Genomic DNA, 19,952 nt, shown 5'->3' with positions numbered 1-19,952 from the left:
CCCCCTTGTGAAGCGGATGTACTCCACACGGAGTCCTGCCGGATCCGGTTCAGTGATGTTTGCTTGAACCGTTGTGACGCGGCATACGTGTGTGGAGAGTCAGAGCGACGAATCGGGGGTCGAGGTCATGGGGACCGCCGTCACCGGGGGGAAGAGATGCCGGGGTTGAGACTCCACCGTCGCCGGGAGGTGGCTGATGAGGCGCTGGTCAGATCGCTGTTCGAGGAACACGGGCGGGCGATGCTCGCGTACGCGACGCAGCTGACGCGCGACCGCGTGGCCGCCGAGGACATCGTCCAGGAGGCCCTGGTCCGCGCGTGGCGGCACCCGGACAGCCTGGTCAACGGCAAGGGCTCGGTGCGCGGCTGGCTGCTCACCGTGATCCGCAACATCGTCGTCGATCAGGTCCGCGCCCGTAACGCCCGCGCCCCCGAGGTGCGGGAAAGCCCGGTGGAGGTGGCGTCCGAGGACGACCACGCCGAACGGGTGGTCAACTCGATGGTGGTCGTGGACGCGCTGAGCCGGCTCTCCGCCGAGCACCGCGAGGTCCTCGAGCAGCTCTATCTGCAGGGCAGCACGGTGACGGAGGCGGCGAAGACGCTGGGTATCCCGCCCGGGACCGTCAAGTCACGCTCTTTCTATGCACTCCGGGCATTACGCGAGCAGAGGTCGCTGAGCCCCGCCGGAACGGAACGGTCTGCCTCATGAAGACGAATCACGTGGACCTCGCCGGCTACCTGACGAAGTCGTTGGACGCGGACCAGATCCGCGAGGTCGATGAGCATCTCGCCGAGTGCGACGAGTGCCGGGCCGAGGTGGAATCCCTGCGGGAGTGGACGATGGCGCTCGAAGCGGTGCCCGAGGCGATGCTGCTGGACGGGCCGCCGGACGACGCGGACCTGCTGTTGCAGCGCACGCTGCGGCAGATACGGAAGGAATCGGCCGGGAGCCGGCATCGACGCTCGGCCCTGGTGGGAGTCGCCGCCGCGGTAGTGGTTGCGGCGTCGGTGGCCACCGGCGTGGCAGTCGGCCAGTCGACCGTACCGGACGCGCCGAAGGAGCCGGGGATCGCCCAGCCGGTGCTGCCGGTGCCGGGGACCAGGACGGCGGCCGCGCAGGACCCGGCGACGAAGGCGCAGATCGCGGTCGCGGTTGCGCCCGCACCCGGCTGGGTGCGGGTCAAGGCGACGGTGTCCGGGATTCCGCAGGGTGAGCGGTGCCGGCTGGAGGTCGTGGCCAAGGACGGCACGTCGGTCCTGGCCGGAAGCTGGGTCGTCTCGGAGGCGGGCGCCAACGCGGGCACGACGCTCGACGGCAGCGCGCTGGTGCCGCCGGATCAGGTCGCCTCGGTGCGGGTGGTCACCGAGGGTGGAAAGCAGTACACCAGCGTCACCGTGTGACGCCCGCCGTGCCGGCACCCGTCCTCCTCCGGGTGCCGGCACGGCGGCACTGCTCTCACGTGGTCGGCAGGCCCGCCTCTTGCCATGCCTTGAAGCCGCCCTCGAGGTCGGTCGCCCGGCGCAGCCCGAGCTCCTGCAACGCGGCCGCCGCCAGGCTGCTCGTGTAACCCTCCTGGCAGGTCACGATCGCCTCGAGGTCGTAGTGCGTGAACGGGAGGCGGGCGTCGCTGCTCGGGTCGAGGCGCCATTCGAGCACGTTGCGCTCGATGATGATCGCGCCGGGGATCTCGCCGTGATCGCCCCGTTGCGCCGCCGGGCGGATGTCGATCAGGACCGCGCCGCGAGCCATGGCGCCGTGGGTCTCCTGCGGGCTCAGGCGCACCAGGCCGGCCCGGGCCCGGGCCAGCATCTCGTCGATCCCGATCACCACTGAGCGCCTGCGCGTTCGACCGTCATCACATTCAGGCCGGATGCGCCGATGCGGTAGTGGGTCATGGTGGTCAGGGCGGGCCCGTATGCGTGGATGCTGACGGCCGGGCGGTTCGAGCGGTTGGTGATCCGATGGATGTGCCGGGTGCCGAACCGCCGGCCGGCGCCCTCGCCGAGCTCGCGCACGGTGACCCTGGGCGGGCCGCCGGGGGAGTCGGCGACGGTCTCCTCGACGAGCGTGCCCGAGAAGACGTGGAACGCCCCCGCCGAGCCGCCGTGGTCGTGCAGGTCGGTGCCCTGGCCCGGGAGCCAGGTCAGCAGCCATACCTCGTGGTCCGGCTCCGCAGCCAGCCGGTGGTACCACCGGTCGACGGCGTCGAACTGTGGGGTCACCGGCCACGACTGTGGGACGGCGGCCAGGCGATGGGCGATGGCGAGGTGGTCGACGCGGATGTCGGTCATGGCGGCTCCCCGGTTGCATACATAACCTATGAGTTCACTAGGTTATACCCTCCCGGAGGGCCGGGTGCGCGCGGCGCGCCGGTTGCGATCAATTCGGCGGCTCAATTGATCAATGGAGCAATTCTTCCGACGCTTTACCCGAAAGAACCTCACGGCAGTTTGCCTCTTTCTTTGCGGGTGCAAGAAATATGTCCCACAGCGACTGTGCAGATACTCAGGGTCGAGCGAATTGACCGATGATTCACCGGATCGGCCCATGACCTCCACCGATCAGGCGGAATGGTCGCGCGAGCGCAGCCACCGGTATCCAAAGCGTTATATGGTCGGCGTCGCCTGCGAGAGCGGGTGCCCGGAGGTCTCCCCTCGTTCCCCCCTTCGAGCTCCCCCCACAAACGAGGACGGACACGTGTCGAAACCCCGCCGCGGTGTGCTCGCCGCCGGCCTTGCCGTAGCCGTAGTCGGTTCCATGGGAACCGTTTGGACCTTGCAAGCCAGTGCCGACTCATCCGCCTCACCGGCCTCCTCGCCGGTCCCCGGGGCCGCGGGAAAGGTGGGCGCGGGCGACCCCGTTCCCGTGCCGCCGACGTTGCTGCCGTGGGGTGAGCGGCCGTCGAAACTGAAGCGGGCCCGGGCCGGTGCCAGCAGCGCCGCGATCGCGGCCGCGGGGGCGGACGCCGCGTCGGCCGACCCGAGCGGCTCGCTGGTCCCGGTGCCGGAATACGCGCCGAAAGGCCGCAACTCGAAGGCCGGCATCCTCCGCAAGGTCCACTCCTCCATCGTGCCGCCGGCGCCGCCGCCCGCCGGGCCGCTGACCCGGGAGCCCGGCGACGTGTTCTTCCACTACGCGGTCGGCACCCAGACCGGCGAGACCGACGGCACCTGGGCGAACGTGAGCATCGCCAAGCCCGAGCTGGCCGGCGGCGACTACCACACGCTGGCCGAGATCGCGGTGCAGTCCGCGGACGGCCGGCAGATCGTGGAGGTCGGCTGGACGGTGGACCGGCAGGTCAACGGCGACGACGACCCGCACCTGTTCGTCTACTACTGGAAGAACCGCGAGCCGAGCTGCTACAACGCGTGCGGCTTCGAGGTGTACGGCAACGCGTCGATCAAACCCGGCGACACCCTGCCGACCGGCGTGCAGAAGCGGTTCGGCATCCAGCACTCCGGCGGCGTGTGGTGGATCGCGTACGACTCGGAGTGGATCGGCTACTTCCCCGACTGGCTCTGGGACGGCACCTACACCCGCGGCGGCCTGACCCAGTGGTTCGGCGAGGTCGCCGCGTCCACCGACAGGCCCTGCACCGACATGGGCAACGGCCTCGTGGTGTCGGACGGGAACGCGGCCCGCATGGGCACGATCTCGATGACCAACGGACCGGAACCGAAGGCGACCGTACGGGCCACGAGCCCCCACTACGGCGTCCTGTCCCTCAGCGACCGGACCTTCCGTTTCGGCGGCCCCGGAGCCTGCTGAGCAAACTCTCCCCGGCACAGGCCCGGTCCCCGTTCGAGGGGACCGGGCCTGTGCGTCGCGCGCGGATCGAACCGGGCGGCCTCCACCGGTGTACAACGAGGCGGAGCACCGACGGGAGGCAGCCATGAGGCGACGGGTCAGCCCCGACGAGGAGCTGATGACCGCGCTCTACACCGAGCACTACGCGGTCCTGCTCAGCTTCATCTCCCGTTACGTGCACGACCGCCACAAGGCCGAGGACCTGGTGCAGGAGACTCTGCTGCGGGCCTGGCGGCACATCGACCACCTCGACCCGGACCCGGGGCGCACCCGGTCCTACCTGCTCACCATCGCGCGCAACGTGGTGATCAACGCCTGGCGGGCCGAACAGCGCCGGCCGCATCTCGTCGCCGACGAGGCGGCGGTCGAGGGCGCACCGGCCGCCGACAACGTCGACCAGATGGTCGAGGGCTGGCTGGTCGCCGAGGCGCTGGAGCGGCTCTCCGCCGACCACCGGGCCGTGGTGCAGGCCATGTACTACGAGGGACAGACCGTCGCGGACGCTGCCCGGAACCTGTCGGTCCCCGAGGGCACGGTGAAGTCCCGCGCGTACTACGCCGTACGGGCCTTGCGGCAGGCGTTCGAGGAGATGGGGGTGCTGCGATGATCCCCGACCACGACGAACTGCGCAGACTGCTCGGTGGGCACCTGCTCGGCGGCCTCGACGACGCCGACACCGACCGACTCGACGCGCACCTGCTGGACTGTGACGACTGCCGCGCCGAGGTGGAGCGGCTCGGGCGCGTACCCGAGCTGTTGCGGTCCTTGCAGGACTCCCCGCCGGCGGCGGTCGCACCCGGCGAGCGGCCCAGCGCGGCCCGGATCGAAAGCCTGCTCGGCCGGATGCGCGCGGAGCGTGCCCGGCAACGCCGCCGCCGCGGAACACGCTGGCTGGCCGCCGTGGCAGTCGCGCTCGTCGCAGGTGTTTCGGCGGGACTCATCCTGGAGCAGGACGAGCGGCCGTCACCGCCCCCACCCCAGGCGGCGCCGAGCCAGCCGCCCGCGGTCACCGCGACCCTCGAGCCCGCCGCGGGCAGCGGTCTCTCCGGTCAGGCCGTGCTCACCGGCAAGACCTGGGGGGTTTCGATCGACCTGACGGTGTCCCGGCTCAGCGGCCGCGGACCCTTCGTCTGCCAGGTCCGCAAGGCCGGCGGCAGCACCACCGAACAGGCCGCGACGTGGGGACCCACCCCGAGCGGGAACGCCAAGGTGACCGGGGCGAGCTCGATCCAACTGCGAGACGTGAGCACGGTGGCGGTGGCGGACGGACAGGGCCACGTGCTGGGGACGGCACGCCTGAACTGAAGGGTCAGGAGCCGTACAGCCGCTCGCGCGTGGCCTGCGGCAGCGAGCACGCCGCCGTGCCGCCCGGCATGAGGTGGCGGTGGCCGGCGATCCATCGGTACGCCGGCCAGGCCAGCAGGCCGACGGGCCTGAGTTGCAACGCCCGGCCCGGCACCTCCCAGAAGCGCCCGGCGTCGCGCAGCAGCAGCGCGATGGCGTCCGGCCCGGAGGCGATCGTGCCGTCCGGGGCGACCCACTGCACGGCCTGCTCGACCTGTGCGAGCGTGAGGCCCAGGGCGTCCAGGTCGGCGAACTGCCAGGGGACCACGGTGGCGCGGGACGGGATGCGGCGCTCGATGAAGTGGGCGCAGGAGGTGCAGAATGCGCAGTCGCCGTCGTACACGAAGGTTGGCGTGGTCATGTGGCCATCCTGCCAGGGTGGGTGTCTGCGGCCGGCGCGCCCTCTGTTCGCGCGGGCCCCCGGATCGGCTGGGCGCGGCTTCTTGGTTGCGCGCTGCCTTCGGCTATAGGTTGCGTGCCCCTTCGGCTGGTGCGGCTTTTGGTTTGCGTGTCCCTTGGGCGCGTCTCCTGGTTACGGGTGTTCCTCGGCTGGCGCGGCTTCGGGACGTGCGTTTCTGACCGCCCGGTGGGGCCTTCGTGTCAGGTCACGCGGCGCAGGCGGACCAGGTAGGTCTGTGCGACGACCACCGCGGCGAGGAACGCGCCGCTGATGACCTGCTGAAAACTGCCGGGCACGCTGCCGACCTGATTGATCATGTTCTGGATCACCCCGAGCAGCAGGACCCCCGCGATCGTGCCCGCGATGGTGCCCGCGCCGCCGGTCAGCAGCGTGCCGCCGATGACCACCGCCGCGATGGCATCCAGCTCCATGCCGACGCCCAGCACGGTGACGCCGGAGCCGAGCTTGGCCGCGTTGATCGCCCCGGCCAGGCCCGCGAGCAGACCGGACAAGACATAGACCCACACTTTGGTACGCCGCACCGCCACGCCCATGAGACGCGCGGCATCCTCACTCCCTCCGACGGCGTAGACCGCATGCCCGAACCGGGTGCGGGACAACAGCACCATGCCCAGGGCGAAGACCGCCGCCACCAGCCACACCGGGTAGCCGATGCCGAGGAACGCACCCGTGCCGAATCCGCGGAACGCATCGTCGCTGACGAGGTAGGTGGTGGAACCCTCATCGCTGAGCGCACGCATGAGGCCGCGAGCGCCGAGCAGCGCGGCCAGGGTGACGATGAACGGCGCCATCTGCGTGTGAGCGATGAGCAGTCCATTGATCAGGCCGAACAGTCCACACACGACCAATGGTAAGAAGAATGCCGGAATCAAACCCCACTGAGACGAATAGGCTGAGGTCACGCCGCCGAGGACATAAAGAGATCCCACGGAAAGGTCGATGCCACCGGTGATGATGACGAATGTCATGCCGAGCGCGAGAAGAGCGGGCGGCGCCGCGGCGATCAGAATCGTGCCGGCGTTGTCATAACTGCGGAAGTGAGGGAACGCCACCGAGGCGATGACCACGACCGTGATGAGAACGGCCAGCGCGCCCTGACGCTGGACCAGCTCCACCAGGCGGTCGGTGCGCTGCGTCCGGCGCAGGTCGGCCGTGGCGCCCGGGTCCGCCGCCGCGGCCGTGGCTACGGCTCTGGCTGTCGCGGGGGCTGTGTGGGTGGCGTCTGTGTTTGTTGTTGATGGGGCCGTTGCGGTGGTGGCTGGTGAATCGTCACGGCGCGTCTCGGGTTGGGGCTGCGGATTGATGTGCGGGTTCACCGGGTCTTCCTCTCCCGGGCGGCGAAGACGGCGACGAGGATGATGACGGCCTGCACCATCTCGGCGGTGGAGGGCTGCAGGTTGTGTCTGATCATCGTGGCCACCACCAGTTGCATGAGGAGGGCGCCGGCGACGGTGCCGACGACGCGGATCGTGCCGCCGGTCAGCGGAGTTCCGCCGACTACCACCGCGGTGATCGCGGATAGCTCGATGAGCATCCCCACCGAGGAGGCGTCACTGGACTGGATGCGGGCGACGGCAAGCAATCCCGCGAGCGCAGCAAGGACGGCGCAGACAATGTAGACAGTGAGGAGAACGCGGGTGACCGGAACGCCGGCGAGTTCGGTCGCGGCGCGGTTGCCGCCGATGGCGAGGAGGCGCCGGCCGAGAACCGTCCGCCGGACCACGAACGCGACGACGGCGACCAGGAGCGCGGCGATCCACACCAGCAGGGGAATGCCAAGGAAGTCGCCGGAGCCGAGGAGGAGCAGGCTCTCGTTGCGGACGTCCTTGAGCTGCCCATCGGAGATGACCAGTGCCAGCCCCCGGCCGCCGACGAACATTGCCAGGGTCGCCACGATGGGCTGCAGCCCGACCCGGGCGACCAAGATGCCGTTCACCAGGCCGACTGCCGCACCGGCAAGAACCGAGACGAGGATCGCCGCGATGACGCCGTAACCGAGATAGAGCGGGATCAGCGCGGCCGCCAGGGCCATCACCGAGCCGACCGACAGGTCGATGCCCTCCGTGCCGATCACCAGCGCCATCCCGAGCGCCACGATGACGACCGGGGCGACCTGGACGAGCTGGATGCGCAGGTTGCTCAGGGTGAGAAAGTTCGGGGTGAAGAGCAGGTTGTAGGCGACCAGGACCAGGATCGCGGCGTAGACGCCGTACCTCGGCAGCCAGGCGCGCACCCGGCCCTGATCCACGACGGCCCGCGCCCCGGCCACGACCTCAGTCGTCATCGCCCACCTCCGGCGCCCTCGCCCCAGCCGTCGATGCCGCCCCAGCCGTCGATGCCGCCTCGGCCCCCGATGCCGCCTCGGCCCCCGATGCCGCCTCGGCCGCCGACGCCGCCCCAGCCGTCGTTGCTGGTCCGGTTGCGGGCGCCGCAGTCTCGTCCGTTGTCGTCGGGGTCGAGGGCGGTGTCTTGTGCGTCGCGGTCTCTGCTGTCGCCGTCTTGTTCGTCGTCGTCCTCCAGCGGCGTCGGCTGATTCGTCGCCGTCGTCGGCGCGGGCGCTGAGGGCTCGGTCGTTGGCGTGCCGGATGCTGTCGTTTCGTTGGCTGTCGGGGCGCCGGACGTTGGTGTTCTGGTCGGTGGTGCTTCGTGCGCTGCCGCTGCGATCGTGTGCAGGAGGGCCTCCGTGGTGACGTTGTCGCCGCGTAGTTCGCCGATGATGCTCCCGTCGCGGAGGACGACGACTCGGTCGGAGCCTTCGACCAGTTCTTCGGCGTCGGAGGAGACCAGCACCACGCCGAGGCCTTCGGCGGCCAACTCGTCGATCAGGCCTTGCACCTCGGCCTTGGCGCCGACGTCGATGCCGCGGGTCGGCTCGTCGAGAAGCAGTATCCGGGGGTGGGTGGCGAGGAGTCGGGCTAGCAGAACCTTCTGCTGATTGCCGCCGGAGAGGTCGCCGACGCGTTGGTGGGGGCTCGAGGCCCTGATCCGGAGGCGGGTCATGTATCGGTTGACGATCTCGTCGATTTTGCGGTCGGATACCAGGCCCAGCCTCGATACGCGGGGTAAGACGGCGAGCGCGATGTTTTCCCGCACGGACAGACCGGCCACGATGCCCTCCGCCTTGCGGTCCTCGGGCAGCACGGCGATGCCGGCTCGCACCGCCCGGACGGTGGTGGGACGCCTGACTTCCCTGCCGTCGACCTCGATGGTGCCGCTGTCGACCGGGTATGCGCCGCCGATCGCTTTGATCGTCTCGCTGCGCCCGGCGCCGAGCAGACCACCCAGTCCCACGACCTCGCCCGGCCGCACCGCGAAGCCGATGTCGTGCAACCGGTGCCTACTGCTGAGACCGGCCACCCTCAACACGGGATGACCGTCGGGCGATGCGTGGGTCGGGGTGGCTTGCGGATTGCTGGGCACGTCCGGCGGTGCGCCGGTGTGGTGGGTCGTGAAGGTGGTGAAGCCCTGGCGGCGTACCGCTGAGATCTCTCGGCCGAGCATGAGGGCGACGAGCCGGACGCGTTCCAGGTCGGCGAGCCTGCCGGTGTGCACCACCTTGCCGTCGCGGAGGATCGTGACCGTGTCACAGATCTGGTACAGCTCGTCGAGGCGGTGGCTGACGTAGACGATTCCTATGCCTCTGGCGTGCAGGTCGCGGATGACGCCGAAGAGGGTTTCGACCTCTCGGGGTTCCAGGGATGAGGTGGGCTCGTCCATGATGACGACCCTCGCGTCGATCATCACCGCTCGGGCGAGGGCGACCATCTGCTGGGCGCCCAGGGCCAGAGTGCCGAGCTGCCGGCGTACGTCGGTGGCGACGCCGTAGCGCGACAGGATCTCTCTGGCCTCGCGGATCATGCGTTTGTCGTCGAGCAGGCCGAGCACGGTGCGTGGCTCCCGGCCCAGGAACAGGTTGTGGGCCACGCTCATCAGCGGGATGAGGTTGACCTCCTGGTGGATCGCGGAGATGCCGGCTCGCTGCGCTTCCATCGGCGAGTCGAACCGGGTCGGCGCGGTGCGGTAGCGCAGTTCGCCGCCGTCCGGGTGGTGGACGCCGGTCAGCACCCTGATCAGGGTGGACTTTCCGGCGCCGTTCTCACCGACCAGGGCGTGCACCTCACCCGCTTGCAGGGTGAAGGACACCCGGTCCAGGGCGCGTACGCCGGGAAACTCCTTGGAGACGTCGACGACTTCGAGCAGCGCCATGACCGTCAACCCAGCGGGTCGGCGTCGTGCCAGGTGGCGTCGGCGGCATAGTTGCCCGGGCTGTCCCAGGTGTTGCCGCCGCCGTGCACGGCGATGTAGACCGCTTCGGCGTAGTGCCGCCAGTGGTAGCCGGGGTAGTTGAGGGACTCCAGCGATACGTTGCCCGCGCCGCCGTTGAGCGGCGGTTGGGCGCAGAATGTCGCGTCCTGGTGGAAGAGCGCCGTGTTGTCGTCGGCGGATCTTTGCAGGCGGTATCCCGCGTGTCGGAGGAACTGGCCCGGGAAGTTGACCGATTCCAACGAGTAGCAGCTCGTGTCGGCGAAGCCGGCGCGCACCGTGAAGGTGGCATCCGACCGGTCACTGCCTGGGCTGCCGGTGGTGATCACGTCTGTTCGCGCCAGGCCGTCGCGGTGGCGCAGGTAACGGTTGTCGTATCCGGCCGTGGTCACCCGGAACGAGCGCTTCTGCCCGACCGACAAGCCTGCCCCGCTGCGCCACAGCGGCGCGGAGACCGCCCAGGTGGCGTCGTCTATGAACGACCCGCCGGTGTCGCGGTCGATCCACACCTCCGCGTTGCGGTGCCGCAGATAGTGACCGGCCATGTTGGATGCTTCGAGGGAGGTTCCGCCGCCGGAGAGGCCCGGTCGCGCGCAGAACGTTGCGTCGGCGGCGAAGGAGCCGCCCGTGTTCGCCTCGTTGTAGACGCGGAATTCCCGATGCCGCAGGTAACGGCCGGGGAAGTTGCGCGACTCGAAGGAATAGCAGGCGGCGTTCGCCAGCCCAGGCCGTACGAAGAAGGTGGCGTCCTGCCGGTCGGTGGCCGAGCTGCCGGTAGTGATCACGTCCGTTCGCGCCAGACCGTCCCGGTGCCGCAGGTAGCGGTCGGTGTAGCCGGGCGTGGTGACCCGCAGTGAGGCGAGCCGGTTCGTCGGCAGCGTGGTGCCGTTCGCCGCGCCGAGCACCCTCAGGTGCACTTCGCGGACGCGGGCGAAGTCCATCTTCCGGATCCTCCGGTCGTATGTGAAGAAGCCGTTGAGCTCCTCCTCCACATCCGTCGGTTCGGTATAGACGGAGCCGGAGAGGCCGTTGCCGTTGATCAGGTCGACGAGCTTGCCGGTGATCTGGACGTAGCGGTCGGTCAGGGCGGTGGAGTCCGGCAGCCATTCGTACGCGAACTTGCCGGCGGTGGGCCACTCGTGCCCGGGTACGCGCAGGCCCAGCCCGCCATACTCGCCGTTGACCGCGATCCGGGTGGCGCTGGGCGCGCGGGTGATGCCGGGACCGACGTACATGTGGTCGTCGATCACATCGCCGTTGCCCGGGTCCGGGTCGGAGTCGCAGCAGTTGGAGCCGGAGTTGTGGTTGACCAGGCGGGTGGGATCCCAGGCTTGCACCGTGTCGGCGATGCGGCCGGCGTCGTATTCGCCCCAACCCTCGTTGAACGGCACCCACTGGACGATCGAGGTGATGCCCTTGTGCTCGTCGATCATCTCCTTGAGCTCCCGCTCGAAGCGCTGGCGGCCCGCGGCCGAGGGTTCGCGGCCGCTGGCCAGCGCCGGCATGTCCTGCCAGACCATCAGGCCGAGGCGGTCGGCCCAGTAGAACCAGCGGTCGCTCTCGACCTTGATGTGTTTGCGGACCATGGTGAAGCCGAGTGCCTTCTGTTGCTCCAGGTCGAAGCGCAGCGCGGCGTCGGTCGGCGCGGTGGAGATGCCGTCGGGCCAGTAGCCTTGGTCGAGGGTGCCGAGCTGGTAGGCGAACTTGCCGTTCAGGGTGGGCCGCAGTACGCCGCCGAGCATCGCCTTGCCCAGCGACCGCATGCCGAAGTAGCCGCCCACGACGTCACCGCCGGCGAGGGTGACCTTCAGGCCGTACAGGAAAGGGTCGTCCGGGCTCCAGAGACGGGCGTCCGGGACCGGAATGCGGAACGAGGAGCCGACCGTGCCAGTTGCCGTGCCGACCACCGTGCCGCCGGCGAGCACCTGCGCGGTGACCGGCAGACCGCCGGCGTTCGCCGCCTGGACGACCAGGTCGAGACCGCCCGCGGAGACATTGGGAGTGGTGTCGAGGCGGGTGATCCGCGCGGCGTGCGTCGGCTCGAGCCAGACGGTCTGCCAGATGCCGGAGTACGGCGTGTACCAGATGCCGCCGCGGCCCAGGCGTTGCTTGCCGACCGGGATGTCCTGGCTGTCGGTCGGATCCCAGACACCGACGATGAGCTCGTTGGCGCCGGGCCGCAGCGCGGCGGTGATGTCGTAGGAGAACTTGTCGTAGCCGCCCTCGTGCGTGCCGAGCAGGGTGCCGTTCACCCAGACCTTCGACTGCCAGTCCACCGCACCGAAGTTGAGCTGCACGTTGCGGCCCGACCAGCCGGTCGGGACGGTGAAACTGCGGCGATAGTACGAGTAGTCCTGGCGCCGCATGATGCCGCTGAGAGCGCTCTCGATGGGATACGGCACCAGCACCTCCTCGCCGAGCGCAGTGTTCACCGGCGGGGTGTCGAGGTCGGCGGCGCCCGAGAACTGCCAGATGCCGTTGAGGCTCTGCCAGTCGGGCCGGGTGAGCTGCGGCCTCGGATATTCCGGGAGCGGGTTGACGGTGGACACCTGGTCCGTCCATGGCGTGCTGAGCGGGGGAGTCTTCGGCTCGAACGCCGCGGCGGGAGATTGGGTGAGGCGGAGGGCTCCCGCTGCGGCGGGGGACTGGATGACGAGGAGGGCGCCGGCCGAACACGTCAGCGCGGCGGCGATCACGGCGAACAGGCGGCGCCAGGATCCAGGTCGGTGGTCGGTCACGGCGGTCCTCCTTCTCCGGTGAGGAGCCTCAGTAGGCGCTGTTCAGATCGGTTTTGGCGTTGCTCTCGTCGTACTCGCGATCGCTGATGATGATGTCGGAGGGGATGGGCTCGCCGGCGAAGAACTTGGTCGCCGTCTCGAAGGCCAGCGGGCCGAAGCGCGGGTTCGACTCGATCACCGCGTGGATCCAGCCGTCGGCGATGGCCTGGACCGCGCCGCGGGTGCCGTCGATGGAGACGATCTTGACTTCACCCTTGCGCTTGCCCGCTCCCTTGAGCGCGACCTGGGCGCCGAGCGCCATCTCGTCGTTCTCGGCGTAGATGCCGTTGATGGCCGAGTGGGACTGCAGGAGCTGCTCGGTGACCTTCTGGCCCTCCTCGCGGGAGAACTGGCCGGTCTGTTCGAACACGATCGTGATGCCCGGCGCGACCTTCGCGATCTGATCCTTGAAACCCTTGGTGCGCAGTGTCGTGACGTTGTTGCCCGGCGCGCCGAGCAGGATGGCCACCGAGCCCTTGTTGCCCAGCGCGGCGGCCATCTTGTCGGCGGCGCGCTTGCCCTGCTCCTCGAAGTCCGAACCGATGAAGGTCAGGTAGTCGGCGCACGAGGTGGCATTGATCCTGCGATCGATGGTGATGATCGGCACCTTCTTGGCCGAGGCCTTGGCGAAGACGGAGTCCCAGCCGTCGGAGTTCAGCGGGGCGACGACGAGGAGCTGCACGCCCGAGTCGATCATCTGCTCGACATCGCTGATCTGCTTGTTGAACTGGGAATTTGCGTTGGTGGTCCGCAGATTGCCGGCCGGGATGCCGCGCTTGGCCGCCTCATCCTTCATGGACTGCGTCTCGGCGATGCGGAAGGGGTTGGCCTCCTTCTCCGACTGGGAGAAGCCGATCTTCGCGGTCTTGAGGTCGATCTTCTGTCCGCCGAACTGTTCCAGCGTGCACGTCTTGGCGCCCGGGGCGGCGGACTGGACGACCTGCGCGCCGGCGGAGGGATCGGACCGGCCGGCGGTGGACGTGCCGCCGTCCTCCGCCTTGGCGCAGGCGCCGGCCAGCAGCAGGGCTGCCCCGAGAGTGATGACCGCAGGCCTCCAGCGGCCGGGCATGGCGCTCATGGCATGTGCTCCTCTATGGGACGAGACATCGAAGTCTTTCCATACGGAAACACATTCACGCACTATCGAACTTTTCCTGTCAAGGTTATGGTCGTAACCGACCAGAAATGAACGTGGCAGTCCTCAGCGGACGGTGCCGGTGGCTGCCGGGCCGCGCCGGACGTCGATGCCGTACTCGTCCAGCCGCTCCCGGGTGCGGTGCAGATCCCACCGCGCGCCGAGCACGGTGTAGAGCTCGGCCGCCTCGGCGCCGACCCGCGCCGACTCGTGCGGGCGTCGGGCGGCGGCGAGCAGCACCGCGGCATCCTCGAGCGCGGCCGCGAGCTCGGGAACCCGACCGACCGCCCGGTAGTGGCCGGCGGCCTGCAACGCCGGCGCCGGGTCTCCGGTCATCAGCGCCCGGCAACGGGCCGCGGCCGCGTACGCGCGGGCCGGCCGTACCTCCTTGCGGGCCTCCATGGCGCAGATCGCCGCGGCACGCTCGGCCACCTCGCCCCGCCCGAGCCGCAGGGCCAGCCGCAGGGCGTCGGGCAGCCATTGGTGGCGCAGCATCATCGGGGCGTACTGGGGGGTGAGCAGCGGCGCCATCTCGTCCAGCGCGTCGCCGGGACGCCCCTGCTGCTCCGCGACGAGCGCGCGGGCGACCAGCAGGAAGTCGCAGCTCTCCCGCTCGGCGTCGGTGACCGGCAGAGCATTGGCCGCGTCCAGATGGGCCGCGGCCAGACCCTGGTCCTGGCGATGCCCGGCGATCAGCGCCGCGACCCCGTGCAACAGCATCGTCACGGCCCCGGGCTCCCGCATGCCCAGGAAGGTGATGCCGGGCGCGTCGTCGGCCACCGCGCTGACCTCGGCGGTCGCGTCGTCCCAGCGACCCAGCCAGTAGTACTGCACCGCGGATGCCACCTGCAGGCTGGCCGGAATCCGGTGCCGGATCGCGAACAGCGCCGCCTCCCGCAGGGTGCGCTCGGCCTCGTCGAGGCGATCGAGGTTCTGCAAAGTGAACATCCGGTTGTCCAGCAGGTCGAAGTACATACCGGCGAAAGACGCGTGGTCGCGCATGATGTCCAGTGCGCGGTCGACGTACTCCAGGGCCCGTTCGTGGTCGCGCCGGATGGAGTTCGTGAGCCACGTCGTCTGCAACGCGAACGCGGCTTCGTACGGTCGGGCCGCGGCCAGGGCCTCCTCGTGCACCTGCCGGGCCCGCGCGTCGGCCCGGTCCAGGTCGTCCAGGGAGCCCCGGCGGAAGTTCGCCAGCAGCATCCGATGCCGGGTCCGCCAGATCTCCGGCGCGTCCGGATCCTCCACCGCGCCGGTCAGCAGGGTGATGGCCGCCACGGTGTGGCCACGACGGAACCGCATGGCGGCCAGAAGATGCAGCGTCTCGGCCCGGTCCGAGCGATCGGTGGCGATCGCGTGGGCCTCCTGGGCCTCCTCGATGGGGTACCGCCCGTAGCGGAAGTCGAGCTTGACCAGCGCGATCAGCAGTCGCTCGCGCTGTGCCGGGCTCGGCAGTCCGGTGCCCAGCACCCGGCGGATCAGCGTGCAGGCGATCTCGGGCACCCGCTTGACCACCTCGGCGTGGTGTTCGGCGAGCCAGGACACCACCCATTCGTCGACCACGGGCGTCTCCGCGGCGAGTTGCTCCGCGACCCGGGTCACGGGGCTGCCGCCGCGGGCGAGCACCTCGGCGGTCCTGCGGTGCAGCAGGGTGCGGACCGTACGCGGGATGCTGTCGTACAGGGCCGCGCGCAGGAACGGGTGCCGGAACGCCAGATCGCAGCCCGAGTTGACCACGACGTTCGCGGCGAGCGCCTCCTCCAGATGGGGAACCAGCTCGAACGGCGTACGGCCGGTCACCGCCACCACGTCCTCGACGGCGAACTCCGCGCCCAGCAGCGCGGCCATCCGGAGCACCTCCTGAGTGTCCTCGCCGAGGAAGTCCAGAGTGGTCCGTACGACCGCGAGCAGCGATTCCGGCGTCTCGACCGGCACCGACGCGTCGATGTCCGCGCGGCCGCCGGTCACCGCCACGACGCCCCGGCGCACCAGTGCCGCGGCCATCTCTCGCGCGCACAGCGGGTTGCCGCCGGAGTGGCCGACCACCGCGCGAAGGTGGGGGCCGACCGGGGCCCCGACGACCGCGGCGATCAGCTCCTCCGTCTCCTCCGGCGGCAGCGCGTCCAGGACCAGCACGTGACCGTCGCGCAGCCGTACGCTGTGGCGCAACCGCGTCAGGTCCCGCCCGTTCGGCTCGGGCCGGGTGGCCGCCACCAGCAGCAGCGGCAGGTGGCGGGTGGCCGTGACCAGGCGGTCCCAGAGCAGCACGGTGGCCTCGTCGGCCCACTGCAGGTCGTCGACGACCAGAACGACGGGAGTGGTCGCGCACGTCGTTCGCAGGTACGCCAGGATGCGCTCCGCCGCGATCCCCGGGCCACCGTCGTCGCAGCCGCCGGCGGATGCCGCGTGCAGGTCGAAGGCGTCGGCCGCCCGGCGCGGATCCGCCGAGGGCGACGCCAGCCCCAGCGCCCGGGTCACCACCTGCAACGGCACGTGCTGGTCCAGTTCGTCGGCTACTCCCCAGCAGAGCCGGCAGCCTTCCGCGTTCGCATCGGACAGCGCGCGGGTCAGGAGCTCGGTCTTGCCGATGCCGGGCTCGCCCTCGATCCAGACCGCCGCGCCGTGGCCCTCCGCGGCCCGCCGGGTCAGGTTGCGCAACAGCGCGACCTCGTCGGCGCGCCCGAAGAGCGGTTGTTCCGCGATGCCTTCGCGGATGGCCTGGGCGACCTGGGTGGGTACGACCGTCAGCCCCCGTGTCGGTGCCTCGTCGCCGGCCACCGAGCCGTCCAGGACCCGGCGCTGCAGCGCCCGCAGCCGCGGGCCGGGCTCGACGCTCAGCTCGGTGACGAGGGTCCGGCGGGCCGCCTGGAACGCTTCCAGCGCCTCCGCGGGTCGCCCGGCCCGATACAGCGCGAGCATCAGCAGCTCGTGCAACGGCTCGTGCAGCGGATAGTCGCGGACCAGGCCGGCCAGGTCGCCGATCAAGCCGTCGTCGTTCAGCTCCATGGCGATGCGGGCCTGCCGCTCGGCCGCGGCCAGGCGCCGCTCGGTGAGGCGGGTGCGCTCCAGCTCGATGCGGTCGCCGGTGAGGCCGGCGTACGCCTCGCCGTGCCACAGCCGGCGGGCCTCGTCGAGCCGGGCCGCCGCGGCCGCCACGTCGCCCGCCTCATGCAGCTCGCCGGCCTCGGCGCAGAGCTGCTCGTACCGGTCGCTGTCCAGGTGGCCCGCCGCGATCCGCAGCGAGTACCCGTTCGGGCCCGAGGTGAGCACCTCGACGGCGGCGCTGCGGTCCCGTCCCGGCGCGAGCGCCCGGCGCAGCCCGGAGATGTAGGTGTAGACGTTGCCCGGAGCCGTCGCCGGCGGCGTCGTGCCCCAGACCGCGCCGATGATGTCGTCGCGGCTCACCAGGCGGTTGGCGTCGGCCACCAGGACGGCGAAGAGGGCGCGTTGGCGGGCCGGGCCGAGGTGCAGTTCGCGGTCGCCGTACCAGGCGCGGACCGGGCCGAGCACCGACACCCGGAGCGTCTCGTGCGGGGAGTCCGGCATCTCTCCTCCGATTTCTCGGCGGCGGCTCGTCAACGGGTGACAGGAACGTAGTCCCCGAACAGCTCCGACCTGCTCAGCTCCGGCGCGGTCGGCTCACCGGACAGGTGCGGCCGGAGCCGGTCGATCAGCAGCCGGAACCGGCCGAGCCAGAGCTCCGGATACCGGCGGGTGCTCAGCGCGGCGCGGGCCACGTCGGCGGCGGCGGAATGGTCGCGATGCCGGTCGTGGCTGCACGCGATGATCCACTGCATCTCGGCTTCCAGATCCAGGTCGGTGGTGCGGGCGACCACCCAGCCCGCGTCCACCACCGCGTTCTCGCCCTGCCCGTAGAGCATTCGGGCCAGCCAGGCGGTCAGGTGCAGCCGGGTGGCCTCGTCGAGGGCGAACTCCGAGCGCACCCGGCGCAGCATGGTGACCGCCGCCCGCGGTGCGCGTACGGCGAGCTGTCCGATGTGCCGGATGAGCCAGCGGCTCACACCCGCGTCCAGCGGCACCGGGCCGGCGAGCAACTGCGCGACCACTTTCTCGGGCGGGCCGCCGAGCTCGGCGATCTTCTCGGCGAAGGACCGGTGCAGCGTGATGCGCAACGCCGCCGGGGTGCTCTCGTGCAGCACCCGCGCCACGATGTGGTGGCGGAACGCCAGGGTGTCGGGGTCGTCGACCAGCACGCCGGCGGCCCGCGCCGGCGCGACGGCGCGGGCCAGTTCGGCGGAGGCGCGGCCGGTGACCGAGGCCGCCTCGGCGAGGGTGCAGGACCCGCCGAGGAACGCGCAGGCCCGCAGGATGTGGCGGGTGCTCTCGCCGAACGCCGCAAGGTGGGCGTTCACAGCGGCCACGAGCTCGGCCGAGGGAGCGTCGCGGTAGTCGCCGCCGTCGCGCGTGCTCGTCGCAAGGTGGCGCAGGTAGTAGGGGTTGCCGCCGGCGTCGGCGAGCAGCCGGCGCAGGGTCGGCGGTTCCCGGTGCCCGGGTGCGACCGCCCGGACCAGCGCAGCCGCCTCGCCCGGCGCCAGCGGGGCGAGGGTGACGACGTTGTCAGCCGGGATGCCGAGCAGTTCCGGTGACCCCGGCCGCGCGGACGCGACCAGCAGGAGCGGAAGCTCGCCGGTCAGGTCGTGCAGCGCGCTCCAGACCCGCAGCGTGGTGGGGTCCGCGCGCTGGAGGTCATCGGCGACGAGGATCAGCGGTGAGGCGGCGGCCTGGCGGACCAGGTCGACGGCGCGTTCGACGGTGCGCGGGTGCGGTCCGTCGATGGCGTCCGCGGCCACCATGAAGAGCCGGCGCACCAGCTCGCGCGGGGCGTCGCCGGACATCGCGGACTCCATGCACTCCAGCAGGACGCCGAGCGGCATGCGGCGGGCCAGTTCGTCGCCGGCGCCCCAGCCGGTGCGGCAGCCGGGCGGCACGCCGGCCCGCAGCGCCACGGTCAGCAACGCCGATTTGCCCAGCCCCGGCGCGCCCTCGACCCGGATGTTGCCACCGTGGCCGGCGGCGACGTCGGCGACCGCGCACCGCAGCAGCGCCAGCTCGGCGTCGCGCCCCACCAGCGTCACCGGATCGCCGGCCGGGGCAGACGGGCACACCGCCGGTCGGGGAGCTGCCGGTCGGGGAGCTGCCGGTCGGAGGGCCGCCGGTCGGTCCTGCGTCAGGAGGCGCCGGCGTGCGGCGCGCAGGGGTGCGCTCGGCTCGGTGCCGGCTTCCTCGCGCAGCGCTCTGCTCAGGTCGTCGTGCACGCGCAGCGCCTCGGCCGCCCGGCCGGTGGCCTGCAGGGCGGTCATCAGCATGCCGTGCAGCGTCTCCTGCAACGGGTACGCGCCCACCAGCGCACGCAGCGCGGCGACCGCCTGGTCGTTGCGTCCCAGCTCGATGAGGAGCGCGGCGTGACGTTCGGCCGTGGCCAGGCGGAGCTCGGCCAGGCGCAGGCGCTGGGCCTCGGCGTACGGCCCGGGCAGCCCGGACAGGGCCTCACCGTGCCAGAGTCCCTGAGCGGCCTCCAACACGGTCAGCTCGGCGAGCCGGTCGCCGGCGGCGCGGTGTCGGCGGCTCTCCTCGCGGAGGCCCTCGAAGCGGAACGCGTCCACATGCTCCGGCCGGACGTGCAGGCAATACGCGCCGCCGCCGGAGGTGAGCAACTGCCCCGCGGACCACCGGTCGCGGTCGGGTTCGAGCACCCGACGCAGTGTGGACACGTACGTGTAGACATTGCCGATGGCGCTCGCCGGCGGATCGTCCCCCCACAGTGCGGTGACGAGTTGCTGACGGGAGACGGCGTGCCCGGCGTGCAGGGCCAGTACGGCGAGGACAGCCGCCCGGCGCGCCGAACCGAGCGGTAGTTCGGCCTCGTCCCGCCATGCCCGGAAGGGTCCTAGCAGGCGAAGGTCCATGCCTTCATGCGCTGCCGCCATGGCTACCCAATCTCGTGGTCGTGGGATTGCTCCCGACAGCTCGGCGGGTCGAACGTCCGACCTACGTCCTCCGCCCTCCGACGTCCCCCGTCAGATGGAACCGCTGCCTCGTCGCCCGACGGGTCGTTTCTAGCCGACGCCCGCAAGCTGATCATGTGGCACGCGCCGGAAAGCATATCGTCGCCGTCGATAGTTTGCGCATCCGTCGTGAGCGCTATTCATGATTCTCGCCCGGCGAATCGATCGACATGCACCGC

Annotated in this window: 15 protein-coding genes; 5 read left to right on the top strand and 10 right to left on the bottom strand. The window is 70.8% G+C overall.

Annotation, left to right across the window (positions count from 1 at the left end; all coding sequences use genetic code 11):
- The first annotated feature begins 156 nt into the window (after nt 1-156).
- Both EDD30_RS16965 and EDD30_RS16960 read left to right on the top strand, forming a co-directional pair.
- Nucleotides 157-708 carry a sigma-70 family RNA polymerase sigma factor gene (locus EDD30_RS16965; RefSeq protein WP_071806866.1) on the top strand — a complete coding sequence of 184 codons (552 nt, stop codon included), beginning with the start codon at nt 157-159 and terminating at the stop codon, nt 706-708.
- Nucleotides 705-1,400: an anti-sigma factor family protein gene (locus tag EDD30_RS16960; protein WP_071806867.1), complete on the top strand. Its 696-nt coding sequence runs from the start codon at nt 705-707 to the stop codon at nt 1,398-1,400. Before EDD30_RS16965 ends, EDD30_RS16960 begins: the two co-directional genes overlap by 4 nt.
- A gap of 55 nt (nt 1,401-1,455) precedes the next feature.
- On the opposite strand, the gene EDD30_RS16955 is transcribed toward EDD30_RS16960, so the two are convergent.
- Nucleotides 1,456-1,809: a rhodanese-like domain-containing protein gene (locus tag EDD30_RS16955; protein ID WP_071806872.1), complete on the bottom strand. Its 354-nt coding sequence runs from the start codon at nt 1,807-1,809 to the stop codon at nt 1,456-1,458.
- Nucleotides 1,810-1,823: 14 nt separating this feature from the next.
- Nucleotides 1,824-2,291, bottom strand: coding sequence for a cysteine dioxygenase (locus tag EDD30_RS16950; protein WP_071806868.1), 468 nt, complete (start codon nt 2,289-2,291; stop codon nt 1,824-1,826).
- 574 nt (nt 2,292-2,865) lie between these two features.
- Here EDD30_RS16950 and EDD30_RS16945 point away from each other — a divergent pair.
- The 3 genes from EDD30_RS16945 to EDD30_RS16935 all read left to right on the top strand — a co-directional run bounded on the left by EDD30_RS16945 (nt 2,866) and on the right by EDD30_RS16935 (nt 5,112).
- Nucleotides 2,866-3,768 (top strand): neprosin family prolyl endopeptidase, encoded by a 903-nt coding sequence (locus EDD30_RS16945; RefSeq protein WP_244945284.1) that lies wholly within the window; start codon nt 2,866-2,868, stop codon nt 3,766-3,768.
- A gap of 124 nt (nt 3,769-3,892) precedes the next feature.
- Nucleotides 3,893-4,414, top strand: a complete 522-nt coding sequence (locus EDD30_RS16940; protein ID WP_071806874.1) for a sigma-70 family RNA polymerase sigma factor — start codon at nt 3,893-3,895, stop codon at nt 4,412-4,414.
- On the top strand, nt 4,411-5,112 hold the full coding sequence (locus EDD30_RS16935) for an anti-sigma factor family protein (protein WP_123678328.1): 702 nt from the start codon (nt 4,411-4,413) through the stop codon (nt 5,110-5,112). Before EDD30_RS16940 ends, EDD30_RS16935 begins: the two co-directional genes overlap by 4 nt.
- Nucleotides 5,113-5,116: 4 nt before the next feature.
- On the opposite strand, the gene EDD30_RS16930 is transcribed toward EDD30_RS16935, so the two are convergent.
- The 8 genes from EDD30_RS16930 to EDD30_RS16895 all read right to left on the bottom strand — a co-directional run bounded on the left by EDD30_RS16930 (nt 5,117) and on the right by EDD30_RS16895 (nt 19,674).
- Entirely contained in the window at nt 5,117-5,512 is a 396-nt protein-coding gene (locus EDD30_RS16930) for a thiol-disulfide oxidoreductase DCC family protein (RefSeq protein WP_071807498.1), read from the bottom strand.
- Nucleotides 5,513-5,751: 239 nt separating this feature from the next.
- Nucleotides 5,752-6,888, bottom strand: a complete 1,137-nt coding sequence (locus tag EDD30_RS16925; RefSeq protein ID WP_244945283.1) for an ABC transporter permease — start codon at nt 6,886-6,888, stop codon at nt 5,752-5,754.
- Nucleotides 6,885-7,856, bottom strand: coding sequence for an ABC transporter permease (locus EDD30_RS16920; RefSeq protein WP_071807499.1), 972 nt, complete (start codon nt 7,854-7,856; stop codon nt 6,885-6,887). Before EDD30_RS16920 ends, EDD30_RS16925 begins: the two co-directional genes overlap by 4 nt.
- Nucleotides 7,853-9,778 carry a sugar ABC transporter ATP-binding protein gene (locus EDD30_RS16915; protein ID WP_244945282.1) on the bottom strand — a complete coding sequence of 642 codons (1,926 nt, stop codon included), beginning with the start codon at nt 9,776-9,778 and terminating at the stop codon, nt 7,853-7,855. The genes EDD30_RS16920 and EDD30_RS16915 overlap by 4 nt, the downstream gene beginning before the upstream one ends.
- A gap of 5 nt (nt 9,779-9,783) precedes the next feature.
- Nucleotides 9,784-12,573: an AbfB domain-containing protein gene (locus EDD30_RS16910; RefSeq protein ID WP_211277892.1), complete on the bottom strand. Its 2,790-nt coding sequence runs from the start codon at nt 12,571-12,573 to the stop codon at nt 9,784-9,786.
- Between the two features lie 28 nt (nt 12,574-12,601).
- Nucleotides 12,602-13,753 (bottom strand): ABC transporter substrate-binding protein, encoded by a 1,152-nt coding sequence (locus EDD30_RS16905; protein ID WP_244945281.1) that lies wholly within the window; start codon nt 13,751-13,753, stop codon nt 12,602-12,604.
- 60 nt (nt 13,754-13,813) lie between these two features.
- Nucleotides 13,814-17,293, bottom strand: coding sequence for an ATP-binding protein (locus EDD30_RS16900; RefSeq protein ID WP_071807501.1), 3,480 nt, complete (start codon nt 17,291-17,293; stop codon nt 13,814-13,816).
- Nucleotides 17,294-17,322: 29 nt separating this feature from the next.
- Entirely contained in the window at nt 17,323-19,674 is a 2,352-nt protein-coding gene (locus tag EDD30_RS16895; protein ID WP_244945280.1) for an ATP-binding protein, read from the bottom strand.
- Nucleotides 19,675-19,952 lie beyond the last annotated feature (278 nt).

The sequence above is a fragment of the Couchioplanes caeruleus genome, from assembly GCF_003751945.1.
GTDB classification, from domain to species: domain Bacteria; phylum Actinomycetota; class Actinomycetes; order Mycobacteriales; family Micromonosporaceae; genus Actinoplanes; species Actinoplanes caeruleus.
The sequence above is the reverse complement of the archived record's forward strand: the minus strand, read 5'-3'. Positions and strand labels throughout refer to the sequence as shown.

Coding starts and splice junctions, on each gene's coding strand:
- EDD30_RS16965 (WP_071806866.1), top strand. CDS start 157: ATGCCGGGGTTGAGACTCCACCGTCGCCGGGAGGTGGCTGATGAGGCG.
- EDD30_RS16960 (WP_071806867.1), top strand. CDS start 705: ATGAAGACGAATCACGTGGACCTCGCCGGCTACCTGACGAAGTCGTTG.
- EDD30_RS16955 (WP_071806872.1), bottom strand. CDS start 1,809: ATGCTGGCCCGGGCCCGGGCCGGCCTGGTGCGCCTGAGCCCGCAGGAG.
- EDD30_RS16950 (WP_071806868.1), bottom strand. CDS start 2,291: ATGACCGACATCCGCGTCGACCACCTCGCCATCGCCCATCGCCTGGCC.
- EDD30_RS16940 (WP_071806874.1), top strand. CDS start 3,893: ATGAGGCGACGGGTCAGCCCCGACGAGGAGCTGATGACCGCGCTCTAC.
- EDD30_RS16935 (WP_123678328.1), top strand. CDS start 4,411: ATGATCCCCGACCACGACGAACTGCGCAGACTGCTCGGTGGGCACCTG.
- EDD30_RS16930 (WP_071807498.1), bottom strand. CDS start 5,512: ATGACCACGCCAACCTTCGTGTACGACGGCGACTGCGCATTCTGCACC.
- EDD30_RS16920 (WP_071807499.1), bottom strand. CDS start 7,856: ATGACGACTGAGGTCGTGGCCGGGGCGCGGGCCGTCGTGGATCAGGGC.
- EDD30_RS16915 (WP_244945282.1), bottom strand. CDS start 9,778: ATGGCGCTGCTCGAAGTCGTCGACGTCTCCAAGGAGTTTCCCGGCGTA.
- EDD30_RS16900 (WP_071807501.1), bottom strand. CDS start 17,293: ATGCCGGACTCCCCGCACGAGACGCTCCGGGTGTCGGTGCTCGGCCCG.
- EDD30_RS16895 (WP_244945280.1), bottom strand. CDS start 19,674: ATGGACCTTCGCCTGCTAGGACCCTTCCGGGCATGGCGGGACGAGGCC.